Consider the following 12,844-nt stretch of genomic DNA (forward strand, 5'->3'; position numbering starts at 1 on the left):
TGGCGATGGTCAAAGCGCTTAACCGGATCACGCTATTAGGAATGCCGAACAGTATTCGCATCACGTAACAATCGACCCGATGGGGCACAGTCGTTACAAGTTCTGATTTATTCAACAAAGCCTAATACTGTGCCAGCGGCATCAACCACGGTAGCCGGTATTACCAAACTCAGTAGCGCAACCAACAGTAACGATGAAACGATGGCCGCTACGCCAAAAGCAATAAAATCAATCAATGACAAGATCGCATTTATTAATGTGAAAACCGTCAATGCAAAATCACCTGATGCAAACGGTAATATTCAGATTACTTCAGCCGATACGGGTTCTTTGCCTTATGGTGACACTGCGGCGGCCGCTTCCAAGCTGGCAACGGCGCGCACTATCGGAGGCGTTTCATTCGATGGTACAGCGAATATTAACCTGCCGGGCGTTAATGCGGCGGGCAATCAACCAACCACGGGGAACGCCGCAACAGCAACAAAACTGGCAACGGCCAGAACGATCAATGGTGTGGCGTTTGATGGTTCGGCAGACATTGACATCAATACGCTGATATCTCAAGGAAAGGTTCAGGCATTAAGTGGTAAAAATCAGGGTAAGGCAGGTATCCAGCTGTATGAGGCCTACAACAATGGATACCCGGCCAATTGCGGTAATGTCATCCATCTCAAAGGTGCATCGCATGGCGGAGAAGGTGAATTGCTGATTGGCTGGAGCACTACCAGTGGTGCTCATGCCCCAGTTTATATTCGCAGTCGTCGGGATATTAATGACGCGTCCTGGTCTGAGTGGGCGCAGCTTTTGACCTCCAATGACATTCAGGGTTACACTAAAGCTGAATCAGACGCCAGATATGTACAAGATTTGGAACGTGGCTCAGTGGCTAAAATCAATACAAGACAATCTCAAGATAATGAAGTACCGAATGGATGCGTGATGGTGGGGCTGACACTGAGTGAGGACGGATCCTCTGGTACACATGTTATAAGTATGCTTTACCGTCCGATCATGATTAATAAAAATGGGCATTGGCGAATAATTTCTAATGTTAAAACACCAACATCAGCATGAGGTAAATATGCAATTAAAAAATATAAAAAATTATTATCCTGATAATATTTCTTATGACCATAGATTCCAATATTTTAGGAGTGAAGATGGACAGGATTTCTATGAATCTTTTCCACTTTTTACAAAAAAATACAAACTCTGTATAAACCCTGACACAGGAATTATTTGTTCTATTTCCAAAGAGATATATAGTTTGTATCCCGCAGGATTTACCATTGTAGAAGTCGATGAACTGCCTGATGGGGTAGATATCTCCGGTGGCTGGCTATTTGATGGTCAAAAAGTTGTCCGCCGCATCCCCACCCACGGTGAACGTGTTGCGAAAGCGAAGCTTGAAAAAGCCACGTTGATGCAAAAAGCCTCCGCCGCTATTGCTCCGCTACAGGATGCTGTAGACCTCGATATGACCACGGAGGCAGAAAGGGCGCAGTTTATCGCGTGGAAGAAATACCGCGTGCTGCTTAACCGTGTCGATATCAGCACTGCGCCGGATATCGCGTGGCCGGAAGCGCCAGAAGGTGAAAAAATGGGGAATTAGTGTCCGTCGTCGAACAGGGTAGACAATTCGTCATCGGACAGACCCGTCGACATCTTGACGATAGCGCGATCGACGCCGTTGGCGATAAGTTGCCTTGCAATTTTGAGCGAGGCGCTATGCTCGCCTTCTTGGCGACCTTCTTGGCGACCTTCTTGGCGACCTTCTTGGCGACCTTCTTGGCGACCTTCCTGGCGACCTTTCTGCTCACCAAGCTGGATACCCTTCTGGATACCCTTCTGGATACCCTTTGCTTCCAGTTGTTCTGCAATGGTCATGATGTCCTCCTGGTAGTCAATGGCTTTGACGGCGATATGCTGTAGGAATTGTGCTTCATCCGATGTATTTCCCCGCTCTGCAATATAGTACATCAGGCTACGAAACTGTTCTTTCGGTATTGACCATAGATTGAGCAGGCGGGCGATATCTCCGGCCAGTTCGAGCATGTCCCGTGTACGGATGTGTTTTTGCACCAATTCCAGCAGGGCTACCCGCCGATGGGACAGTATTTCATCATCCGGCATGGCGGTAATATCAACCAGCGGGAATGCCTGTGTATAGACTGATTCTGCCAGTTCAGGGTCAGCAAAGCAATCGAGCCATTGGGTGCTGTAGGGGTAGGGCGACGTGGTACCGTGGTAGAACAGGAGCGGGATGACCACGGGCAAGGTCTCGTTGCCTTGCTCCAAGTGCCGCTGCATGGCTGCCATGCTATAACGCATTAAACGCCACGCCATCAACTTATCGGGCCTACTTTGGTGCTCGATCAATGTGTAGATATAGCCTTTCCCCGTTTTTGTCTGCACGGAATAGAGCATATCCGAACACTGGGTGCGCAGGTCGTCTTCGATAAAACTGCCCGACTCCATTGCCAACGTACTGAAGTCGCAGCGTTCACGCAGGTGTGGCGGCAGATGGATTTCCAAAAAGTCTCGGGCCACAGCGATATCGCCGAGAAACTTTTTGAACAGGGAGTCATGTTGGGAGAGTGAGGATGTTGTCATCGGCGCAGTATACCTTGCTCAGGTTACGGTATGCCATCGGGATTTCCAGCTCGGGGTGAATGTGATTTACGTCTAAGGAAGGGAGTCGGCAAGTCGAAATGGACGGTAACGTATTGATAAAAAAGTCGTGTATTGTCGTGCTTTGTTGTGTTTTGTTGCCTATTTTTTGAGCGATAGATTCAGTCAATATATTGATATTTATGGTTTTTAAGTGTTTTAACTCCGCTACTGTTGACGCAGTGGCACCTGAAATACGGGCGCAAATTGGTGATTGCGCTGCCGTATATCTGGCTTATTCTGCTGTTTATGCTGCCGTTCTTGATTGTTTTCAAAATCAGTCTGGCAGAAATGGCGCGCGCGGTGCCACCCTATATCGATTTGCTCTCCTGGGCGGATGATAAGCTCGATATCACCCTCAATCTGGGCAACTATCTTCATCTGCTTGATGACCCGCTCTATTTCGAAGCCTATTTGCAGTCGCTGAAAGTCGCTGCGGTGTCGACGGTACTCTGCCTGATCATTGGCTATCCGCTGGCATGGGCGGTCGCACACAGCCAGCCTTCCACGCGCAACATTTTACTGTTGTTGGTTATCCTGCCTTCCTGGACCTCATTTCTTATCCGCGTATATGCCTGGATGGGGATACTGAAGAACAACGGGATATTGAATAACTTCCTGCTGTGGCTGGGCGTCATTGATGAGCCGCTGATCATCCTGCACACCAATCTGGCGGTATATATCGGTATCGTCTACTCCTATCTGCCGTTTATGGTGTTGCCAATTTATACTGCATTGACCCGCCTGGATTATTCGCTGGTGGAAGCCTCACTGGATTTGGGCGCGCGTCCGTTGAAAACCTTTTTCCACGTGATTGTGCCGCTGACCAAAGGCGGTATTATCGCCGGCTCCATGCTGGTGTTTATCCCGGCGGTCGGGGAGTACGTGATACCTGAACTGTTAGGCGGCCCGGACAGCATCATGATTGGCCGTATCCTGTGGCAAGAGTTCTTTAACAACCGCGACTGGCCGGTAGCCTCTGCGGTAGCGACCATTATGTTGTTGCTGCTGATTGTGCCCATCATGTGGTTCCACAAGCATCAGAACAAAAGTACGGGAGATCAGGCATGAATAATTTACCTGTGGTTCGTTCCCCGTGGCGTACCCTGATTCTGGTTATCGGCTTTACTTTTTTGTATGCGCCGATGCTGATGCTGGTGATTTACTCTTTCAACAGTTCCAAACTGGTGACGGTGTGGGCGGGGTGGTCGACCCAATGGTACAGCGCACTGTTCCATGACAGCGCCATGATGACCGCCGTGGCATTAAGCCTGACTATTGCTGCCGCCTCCGCCACCATGGCGGTGGTGCTCGGCACGCTGGCTGCGGTGGTGATGGTGCGTTTTGGCAGCTTTCGCGGCTCCAACGGCTTTGCGTTTATGCTGACTGCGCCGCTGGTGATGCCTGATGTAATTACCGGTTTGTCGTTGCTGCTGCTGTTTGTGGCGCTGGGTCATGCTATCGGCTGGCCCTCGGAGCGCGGTATGCTGACCATCTGGCTGGCCCATGTGACCTTCTGTACCGCCTATGTCACCGTGGTCATCAGTGCGCGACTGCGCGAACTGGATCGTTCCATTGAGGAAGCGACAATGGATCTGGGGGCGGCGCCGCTCAAAGTGTTTTTCATCATCACCGTCCCGATGATTGCGCCGGCGCTGGTTTCCGGCTGGCTGCTGGACAAACAGGCGGTGGGGGCTTGGTTGCCCGTGGTTTCATCGCCACAGCAGGCTTTTCGCAACAAGGCCAAAATGGTGGTCAGTGGCAGCGCCGAACGCCCGGTGTTCGGTATTCTGCGTCAGGATGGCAGCGCGGTCGATTTGTGTGACTGTCCGCTTTATCCGGCATCGTTCGCGCCGGTGCTTTCTGTGCTTAAAACGTTTATTGCGCGCGCCGGGCTGACGCCCTAGTCAGGTGGCCCGGCGGCGCGGTGAATTAAAATATTTGCTGCTGACGGAGAGTCGCCTGCGCGGTGAGTTTATGCTGCGCTTCGTGTTGCGCTCTAAAACCAAGCTGGCCCAGTTACAACTGGCGCTTCCCTGGTTACAGCAGCAGTTGCCTCAGTTGGCGGTGATCTCAGCCAATATCCAGCCTGTTCATCAGGCGATTCTGGAAGGGGAAGAGGAGATTGCACTGACGGAAAACCAGATGCTGGAAGAGGCGTTCAATCAGGTGCCGCTTTTCTTGCGACTGCGCGGTTTCTTTCAAACTAACCCGCAAGTCGCCGCCACACTCTATGCCACGGCGCGTGACTGGGTTGCCGCGTTGCCCGTGACCAGCATGTGGGATCTGTTTTGCGGCGTCGGTGGTTTTGGATTGCACTGTGCCACGCCGGACATGCCTCTGACCGGTATTGAAATCAGCGCCGAGGCTATCGCCTGCGCGCAGCGCTCTGCCACACACCTTGGGTTAACGCAGGTGACATTTCAGGCGCTGGACTCCACCCAATTTGCCACTGGCAATGCCAGTGCGCCGGATCTGGTGCTGGTAAATCCCCCCCGACGCGGCATAGGGAGCGAGCTCTGCGCGTATCTGAGCCAGATGGCCCCAGCGTATATCCTCTACTCAAGCTGTAATGCACAGACCATGGCGAGTGATATCAGTCTGTTGCCGGGATACCGGATTGTCCAGGTGCAACTGTTCGATATGTTCCCGCATACCGCGCACTATGAGGTGATGGCGCTATTGCGGCGTGGGTAAGGCTCAGGAAAAAGAGACAAAAAAAGCGCCCGAGGGCGCTTGTTGACCAGACTCTGACTTATTGCGGGAACCATTTGTCGTTGATGGCTTTATAGGTGCCGTCTGCTTTGATGGCTTCCAGCGCGCCGTTTAATTTTGCCAGCAGTGCTTTGTCATCAGGACGAATGGCGATACCGAGACTGGTGCCGAAGTATTCCGCGTCAGTTACATGTTCGCCAACGGTTGCCAATTCCGGGTTGTTCTTGATCCACTCATTGACCACCGCAGTATCGCCGAAAACGCCGTCGATGCGTCCGTTTTTCAAATCCAGCACCGCATTTTGATAGCTGTCGTAGGACACAGTCTGCACTTCCGGGTGCTTGTCATTCATGTACTTCTGGTGCGTGGTGCCGTTTTCCATCCCGATGCGCTTGCCTTTCATGGCGGCAAAATCACTGAATTTGCCCTTCTGCGCGATAACCACGGCAGAGTTAGCATAATAGGGCTGGGTAAACGCCACTTGCTTGCTGCGCTCTGGGGTGATGTCCATCCCGGAGATCACGGCATCGTAACGACGGAATTTCAGCGCCGGGATCAGGCTGTCGAAAGCCTGGTTGGTGAAGGTGCAGTTAGCTTGAATCTGTTTGCACAGGGCTTTCGCCAGATCCATATCAAAGCCGACGATCTCGTTGTTGGCATCGAGAGATTCAAACGGCGGATAGGTGGCGGAGGCGGCAAAACGAATAGTGTCTGCGGCGTTAGCGCCGAATGCCATACCTGCCAGTAACGTGGCGACCACGAATTTTTTCATGTTGTGCTCCAACGATTTTTTTAAATTTTTCCTGCGGCATGCTTCCCGCTCAACGGCAATCACATTGCCACCAAGTGAATTAATATGCAAATAAAATGATTAAAAATACATTTAAGTGGCGATAAAACAGACAAAAAAAGCAGGCCGAAGCCTGCTTTTTATCGTACAAGAGAGATCAGTTACGGTGTTCAAACGCCAGTGCGCGTCGTTCGATAAGCCGCATCAGCAATGTCAGTAACCCATTGACGCACAGGTAAATAATCCCTGCGGCACCGAACACGGCGACATAGTAGGTACGGCCATACATCAGTTGGCTGTAACCCATCACCTCCATCAGCGTGATGGTATAAGCCAGCGAGGTACTTTTAAACACCAACACCACTTCGTTTGAATAGGACGACAGGGCGCGTTTGAAGGCATAGGGCAGCAAAATACGCAATGTTTGTGCTGGCGACATACCCAGCGCCGCGCAGGATTGCCACTGCCCGGAGGGTATGGCGCGCACCGCGCCGTAAAACAGTTGCGTGGTATAGGCCGCGCTGTTTAATGCCAACGCAATCATGGCGCACAGCCAGGGCTGAGAGAGCAAGTGCCACAACCACGGGATCTGCTGGATTGCCGGAAATTGGCCCGGGCCATAGTAGATCAGGAAGATTTGCACCAGCAGAGGTGTGCCGGTAAACAGGGTGATGTACGCCCGGGATAACAGGGACAACACCGGTGTTTTTAACGCAAGCACTGCCGTCAGCACCAAAGAGATAACCAGTGCGGCAATCAGTGCCACCAGCGTAAGGCTAAGGCTGGTGTGCAACCCTTTGAGCAATCCAGGTAAGTAGGCGAGCATCAGGACGGCCTCCGTTCAAAGCGCGTAGTACGCAGTTCGATACGTTTGAGGACGTATTGACTCAACAAGGTGATTACCAGATAAATCGCTGCCGCAATCACATACCAGGTAAAGGGCTCTTGGGTACGTGTGGCGATACTCTTGGTTTGCAGCATCAGATCGTTCACGCTAATCAATGACACCAATGCGGTATCTTTCAGCAATACCAGCCATTGGTTGCCGAGGCCGGGCAGGGCATGACGCCACATTTGCGGCATGATCAGACGAAAGAAGATGGCTGCTTTACTCAAACCCAGGGCTTGCCCTGATTCGCGCTGCCCTTGAGGGACTGCTTTGAGCGCGCCGCGCAGCGTTTGTGACGCATAGGCTGCATACAGCAGCGCCAATGCAATCACACCGCACAGAAACGGGCTGACTTCAAACGTCTCAATGTTTAACTTGATGGGATACGCTGCGCCACCAACACTGAGCGTAAAGCCATCCGCCAGTATCAGCAGCAGCTGTGATGAACCAAAATAGATAAACAGCACCACCAGAATTTCCGGCAGACCGCGTAGCAGCGTCACTAACGCTGTGCCACACCAGGCAACGGGCTTCCAGCGCGCCATTTCCCAGACAGCAAACAGCATCGCCAGAATCAAACCGAGTACCAGTGCACAAACGGCAAGGCCGACGGTCATGCAGGCGGCGCTTGCAAGAGGATGAAATTCAATCATTGAGCGAGATTACTGCTGAAACCATTTGTTGTAGATGGACTGATAAGTGCCATCCTGCTTGACTTTGTCCAGCGCGTCATTGAAGCGTTTAACCAGTGCATCGTTACCCTGACGCACCGCAATGCCCAAACCGATACCAAAGTAGTTTTTATCCGTCACGCTGCTGCCTACGGTAGCCAACTGGTCGTTCTGTTTCAGCCACTCATTCACCACGGCAGTGTCACCGAATACCGCGTCCAGACGACCGCTTTTCAGATCCAGAATGGCATTCTGATAGCTGTCATAGGGCACTGTGGTCACATCTTTGTGCTGGTCCAGCAGGTATTTCTGGTGAGTCGTACCGTTCTGCACGCCAACGCGTTTACCTTTCAGGGCACCGATATCGGCCACTTTGCCTTTCTGTGCGATAAACAGCGCAGAGTTGTCGTAGTAAGGTTGGCTAAAGGTTACCTGTTGCTGACGTTCCGGCGTAATATCCATTCCGGCCATAACGGCTTCATAACGACGGAATTTAAGCCCTGGGATCAAGCTGTCAAAGGCCTGATTGCTAAACGTACAGGTGGCGTTCATCTCTTTGCACAGCGCATTGGCAAGATCGACGTCAAACCCTTGGATCTTGTTATCATCGCCCACGAATTCGAACGGAGGGTAAGAGGCTTCGGTCGCGAAACGGATGGTTTCAGCGGCGCTGGCGGCAACGCTGGCGCTGGCGAGGAGTGCTGCAACGAGTAATTTTTTCATTGTCATTTCCATCTTGTTCATCAATGAGAAAGATAACTGGCGAACTCGGCGGTTTGCGGCGCGGTAAAGTGGCCCGCATCACCCTGTTCGACAATACGACCATTTTCCATGTACACCACACGGCTGGCAGTTTTACGTGCAAAATCCACTTCGTGAGTGACGATCACTTGGGTGATGCCGGTCTGTGCCAGTTCCTGAATAATACCGACCACCTGGGCCGTGATTTCAGGATCGAGGGCGGCCGTTGGTTCATCAAACAGCAGCACTTGAGGTTCCATCATCAGTGCGCGGGCAATCGCCACGCGTTGCTGTTGCCCACCGGACAAATGCAGCGGGAAACGATCGGCAAAATCGCGCAGACGTAAACGTGTTAACAGTTTGTCTGCACGTGCCAGCGCCTCGTCTTTGCTCAACCCCAATACCCGACAAGGTGCCTCGGTCAGGTTTTGCGTGACGGTCAGGTGTGGCCACAGGTTGTATTGCTGAAATACCATGCCGACATTGCGGCGCAGTTCACGAATGGCACCGTCACTCGGCGGCTGCGCAAACGTAAACTGGTTGCCTGCGATGGCAAGCGTGCCCGAACGCGGCATTTCCAGCAGGTTCAATACGCGCAGCAGCGAGCTTTTCCCCGCACCGCTGGGGCCCAATAACACCAGCGTTTCGCCAGCCGGACAATCAAGGGTGACATCGAATAGCGCCTGATGCGCGCCATAGAAACAGTTAATGCTGTTTAGTTGAATACTCATGCGCAAGAATTGAATAGACATTGATGCCGCGAATGTTAACGTCGGCAGGATACTTATGCAATCGCCGTGGGTTAAAATTTGCTGATTAGCGGACTAATGGATAAATAATAGCACAAAATATCGGTTAAGCGGCGGGGCGGCTGTAATTGTCGGGACCGAAGGATAACAGACAGCAAATCTGCCCGTATCGGCGACTATCATGCTGCGGTTTCGCGCTGATAGCATCAAAAAATACAGGTTATGAATGCGTTATAGTGATGAATGGTTGAAGTTGTGTGTGGGTGGATTAATATTTCGTGTATTTTTAGTTATGACGTTAGCGCACCAATGGCGACGGCAGGCTGTGCCTGTCAACAAGCGCATACAGAAAAGAGCGTAATAGAATGAATGCAAGTGCAATTCCCATCCTGATGTATCACCACGTTGCTCCTAAACCTGGGCTGGTGACGCTGTCGCCCGACACCTTTATTGAACAGATGACCTTGCTGGCGCGTGCCGGGTGGAAAACCGTGACCGCGGCTGAATTGGAAGGATTTTACCGTGGAGAGCCTTTGCCGCGTAAAAGTGTGATGATCACCTTTGACGACGGTTATTTGGACAATTGGGTTTATGCGTTTCCGGTGTTAAAACGTCTTGGGCTGCATGCGCATATTTTTTTGATTACCAGCCAGATTGGTGACGGACCCGTTCGTGAACTTACGGAGATTGCTTTCTCCCACAAAGAATGTGAGGAAAAAGTCGCCACTGGCCATGCCGACGATGTGATGATGCGCTGGTCTGAAATTGAAGAGATGCAAGCAAGTGGGTTAGTGGAGTTTCACGCGCATACCCATACGCATCAGCGCTGGGACTGGCAAATCGCCGATCTTGCTGAGCGCCACCGTGCATTGGAAACCGATCTGCGTTTGTGCCGTGAAACGCTGCTTGCGCGACTGGGGTCGTGTAGCCGTCATTTTTGCTGGACTATGGGTTTTTATAACCATGATTACGTTGCCATTGCTCAAGCGCAAGGGTTTGACTATCTCTACACCACTGAGCGGCGGGTGAACATGCCGCGACACCTCATCTGGCGTTTGGGACGTATCAGCACCAAAGAGCGAGAAGACACCTCCTGGCTTAAACGGCGACTGTTTCTGTATACCACACCGGTTATTTCTTCATTATTTGCCTTACATAAAGGTCAGCGTTATACCTGATCGTTTATTTCACGACATTGGCAACGTGCCCAGAATAATGTTCCTGGGCATTTTATGTATTTATTTTTCGAAAATACGTTTCTGTATAAAAAGTATTTACCTTCCGTTTAGCTTCGCTCTCATAAAATTACGTCAGACGTTATATGCACCGTGCATATCCTTGTTTGAGGGTAAGGTGTTGATTGTTTATATATAGTTATCATTCCCCCTCGCTGTGGCGTTTCAGACAGCTTATTAATGAATATCATCCCTTATTTGTCGTCAGTCACAGCGGGCATGATGCAAATATTGCTGCACTGGCAACCAAGCTGACCTGGAACAAGCCAACGCTCGTGCGGCAAAAAACCTATCTTACCAGCAGGATTAAACCGTTTAGCACCAATTATCTGGCGGATCAGGTAGTGGTACCCAGCAGTGGCATGAAGCGCGCGATGGTGGCGGGTGGCTGTCGTGATGAAAAAATTGAGGTGGTCGCACCCGGGTTTGATTTTGCTACCTTGCATGCCCAGAGTGAGAGGCCTTTGCCTGTATCTGTACAATGTTGGTTGGAGGCCAGTACGTCGCCAGTCATTGTTCAGGTTGGTATGCTGCGCGGTGAAAAAGGGCACGATACCGCCTTGGCCGCGTTGGCGGCGCTCAAGCAGTCAGACCATACGTTTCGTTACCTGATCGTCGGTGATGGCCCTGAGTGTAAGGTTATCAACGCAATGATTGCGCGCTATGGTTTGCAAGATAACGTGATGATGGCGGGTAAGCTGTTTCCGGCAGCGGCCGTCTATCGGCATGCAGATCTGGTGTTGATGCCTTCACGTAATGAATCATTTGGGATGGCACTGGTTGAGGCGATGTATTTTGGCGTCCCGGTGATGGCAAGCGACGTGGGAGGCATCCCGGATGTTATCCACCATCAGGAAAACGGCGTATTGTTGCCGTGCGATGATGTTGTGGCTTGGCAGAATGCTACTGCTGATTTCCTTATGCATCATGCATCCTGCATCCTGAACCCTACCGTCAGAGGGCCCGCCACGCCTGCGATGACGTGGTGTTGCGCTACTCTATCGATGCCTGCGTCAAAAAAATTATCGCATTGGCCTATAAAGCCCACACCCACGGTTGCGGGTGTGGTGACGCCTTAGGTTACGACAGTACCGTATCCCCGTGCAGTTGGCAACTGCACGTGAGCACATAACCTTGTGCAATCTCTTCTGCTGTCAGCGTCATGGTGCTACTGGTGGTGTAATCGCCGGAAAGCACTTTGGTTTTGCAACTGCCGCATACGCCTGCGCGGCAGGCGGCATTAACCGGTATTTTATGGCTTTCCAGTGCCGCTAACAGACTGATGCCCACCGGAACACGCAGCGTATTAAGCGGCTGGCGAATGGTCAGCGTCAACTGCTCACCGTCCTCTTCCAGTGATTCAGCGCCAATCTGGAACTGCTCTTTGTAAAAACGCGTTGCGGGGACGCCAGCGTTGGCGACCAGTGCGGCAACTTGCTGCATATAAGGAGCTGGGCCGCAGGTCATCACAATGCGCTGTGCCAGATCCGGCACCGCTTGTTTCAGTAACTCAGGCGTTAACCTTCCGGCGAGAAAACCAGTTTCGGCGTCAAATTCGGCGACCAACGTCAGCGTCAGCTGTGATGGATAGTGCTCTGTAAGGCGTTGCCACTCTGTGGCAAAAATCACCTGCTGCGGGTTACGAACATTAAAGATAACCTGCAAGTGAACGTTGGGACGGTGCGCCAATAACCAGCGACTCATCGACATGATGGGCGTAACGCCACAGCCTGCGGCCATCATCAGATAACGTTCCTGTTCGGCATGAACCGCATCGACGCAGGTAAATTTGCCTTGTGCATCGGAAAGCCACAGATAGTCACCGGGTTTGACCTGCTGCGTCAGCTAGCCTGAGCCCGTCCCCGGTTCTAACCGCCGCACCGTCAGCGTGATAAACGGGCTTAATCTTGGGGTTGAGGAGAGGGTATAGGCGCGCAGGGTGTCGGGGTCGTTGGCAATGCAAACCAGTGCATACTGCCCCGGACGATAGGGGTAGAAATCGTGATTAATCAGCGAAAGCGTCCAGACGTCAGGCGTTTCCTGACGAATGGAGTGAACTTGCATGCGGTTCGGGCATGCGGAGGTCGGTTGTGTCATGTGTGCTCTCCAAACAGCACAAGCGACGCGTTGCCGCGCCGCTTGTTATCCGATTGCTCTCAAGCGGACAGAATAGTGTTGATGTCTTCTTCTACGGTGGTTATCGAACGCATACCGAATTTTTCGTTCAGCACGGCCAGCAGGTTATCCGTCAGGAAGCCGGGGGCGGTAGGGCCGGTTCTGATGTTTTTGACGCCCAGCGACAGCAGCGTGAGCAGAATGACGATGGCTTTTTGCTCAAACCAGGAGAGTATCAGGCTCAATGGCAGGTCGTTCACGCCGCAGCC

10 protein-coding genes and 6 pseudogenes are annotated in these 12,844 nt (G+C 51.9%); 8 read left to right on the forward strand and 8 right to left on the reverse strand.

The window, feature by feature from the left end; all coding sequences use genetic code 11:
- Positions 1 to 129 precede the first annotated feature (129 nt).
- From ACTBDZ_RS09750 to ACTBDZ_RS09760, 3 genes and pseudogenes are all read left to right on the forward strand, one after another.
- Positions 130 to 195 (forward strand): annotated as a pseudogene (locus ACTBDZ_RS09750) (hypothetical protein); the annotation flags it as partial.
- A 6-nt stretch (positions 196 to 201) separates the two neighbouring features.
- A pseudogene (locus ACTBDZ_RS09755) lies at positions 202 to 819 on the forward strand (phage tail protein); the annotation flags it as partial.
- 262 nt (positions 820 to 1,081) lie between these two features.
- Positions 1,082 to 1,612: a tail fiber assembly protein gene (locus tag ACTBDZ_RS09760; RefSeq protein ID WP_438815165.1), complete on the forward strand. Its 531-nt coding sequence runs from the start codon at positions 1,082 to 1,084 to the stop codon at positions 1,610 to 1,612.
- On the opposite strand, the gene ACTBDZ_RS09765 is transcribed toward ACTBDZ_RS09760, so the two are convergent.
- On the reverse strand, positions 1,609 to 2,613 hold the full coding sequence (locus ACTBDZ_RS09765; protein ID WP_438815166.1) for an Rpn family recombination-promoting nuclease/putative transposase: 1,005 nt from the start codon (positions 2,611 to 2,613) through the stop codon (positions 1,609 to 1,611). The two genes, ACTBDZ_RS09760 and ACTBDZ_RS09765, sit on opposite strands and share 4 nt — an antisense overlap.
- A 231-nt stretch (positions 2,614 to 2,844) precedes the next feature.
- Between ACTBDZ_RS09765 and potH the strand changes: the two genes are divergently transcribed.
- From potH to rlmC, 3 genes and pseudogenes are all read left to right on the forward strand, one after another.
- Entirely contained in the window at positions 2,845 to 3,741 is an 897-nt protein-coding gene (gene potH / locus ACTBDZ_RS09770) for a putrescine ABC transporter permease PotH (protein WP_438815167.1), read from the forward strand.
- A pseudogene (locus ACTBDZ_RS09775) lies at positions 3,738 to 4,346 on the forward strand (ABC transporter permease subunit); the annotation flags it as partial. The gene potH and the pseudogene ACTBDZ_RS09775, both read left to right, overlap by 4 nt.
- Positions 4,344 to 5,367: pseudogene (rlmC, locus tag ACTBDZ_RS09780) on the forward strand (23S rRNA (uracil(747)-C(5))-methyltransferase RlmC). The pseudogenes ACTBDZ_RS09775 and rlmC, both read left to right, overlap by 3 nt.
- 58 nt (positions 5,368 to 5,425) lie before the next feature.
- Here the strand turns inward: rlmC and artJ (ACTBDZ_RS09785) are convergent.
- The 5 genes from artJ (ACTBDZ_RS09785) to artP all read right to left on the reverse strand — a co-directional run bounded on the left by artJ (ACTBDZ_RS09785) (position 5,426) and on the right by artP (position 9,207).
- Positions 5,426 to 6,157, reverse strand: coding sequence for an arginine ABC transporter substrate-binding protein (artJ, locus tag ACTBDZ_RS09785; protein ID WP_438815168.1), 732 nt, complete (start codon positions 6,155 to 6,157; stop codon positions 5,426 to 5,428).
- Positions 6,158 to 6,332: 175 nt separating this feature from the next.
- The gene (gene artM, locus ACTBDZ_RS09790; RefSeq protein ID WP_438815169.1) at positions 6,333 to 7,001 is read right to left on the reverse strand and encodes an arginine ABC transporter permease ArtM; all 669 of its coding nucleotides are present in this window, start codon (positions 6,999 to 7,001) and stop codon (positions 6,333 to 6,335) included.
- Entirely contained in the window at positions 7,001 to 7,717 is a 717-nt protein-coding gene (gene artQ / locus ACTBDZ_RS09795) for an arginine ABC transporter permease ArtQ (RefSeq protein ID WP_438815170.1), read from the reverse strand. The genes artM and artQ overlap by 1 nt, the downstream gene beginning before the upstream one ends.
- 9 nt (positions 7,718 to 7,726) lie before the next feature.
- Positions 7,727 to 8,458: an arginine ABC transporter substrate-binding protein gene (gene artJ, locus ACTBDZ_RS09800; protein WP_438815171.1), complete on the reverse strand. Its 732-nt coding sequence runs from the start codon at positions 8,456 to 8,458 to the stop codon at positions 7,727 to 7,729.
- A gap of 20 nt (positions 8,459 to 8,478) precedes the next feature.
- The gene (gene artP, locus ACTBDZ_RS09805) at positions 8,479 to 9,207 is read right to left on the reverse strand and encodes an arginine ABC transporter ATP-binding protein ArtP (protein ID WP_264625922.1); all 729 of its coding nucleotides are present in this window, start codon (positions 9,205 to 9,207) and stop codon (positions 8,479 to 8,481) included.
- Between the two features lie 383 nt (positions 9,208 to 9,590).
- Between artP and ACTBDZ_RS09810 the strand changes: the two genes are divergently transcribed.
- A complete protein-coding gene (locus ACTBDZ_RS09810; RefSeq protein WP_438815172.1) occupies positions 9,591 to 10,403 on the forward strand; it encodes a polysaccharide deacetylase family protein in 813 nt (270 codons plus the stop codon).
- Positions 10,404 to 10,585: 182 nt separating this feature from the next.
- Positions 10,586 to 11,539, forward strand: a complete 954-nt coding sequence (locus tag ACTBDZ_RS09815) for a glycosyltransferase (protein WP_438815173.1) — start codon at positions 10,586 to 10,588, stop codon at positions 11,537 to 11,539.
- A 1-nt stretch (position 11,540) separates the two neighbouring features.
- On the opposite strand, the pseudogene hcr reads toward ACTBDZ_RS09815, so the two are convergent.
- Positions 11,541 to 12,557, reverse strand: a pseudogene (hcr, locus tag ACTBDZ_RS09820) (NADH oxidoreductase).
- A 59-nt stretch (positions 12,558 to 12,616) separates the two neighbouring features.
- A pseudogene (locus ACTBDZ_RS09825) lies at positions 12,617 to 12,844 on the reverse strand (hydroxylamine reductase); the annotation flags it as partial.

The sequence above is a fragment of the Symbiopectobacterium sp. genome, assembly GCF_051710365.1.
Lineage (GTDB): Bacteria > Pseudomonadota > Gammaproteobacteria > Enterobacterales > Enterobacteriaceae > Symbiopectobacterium.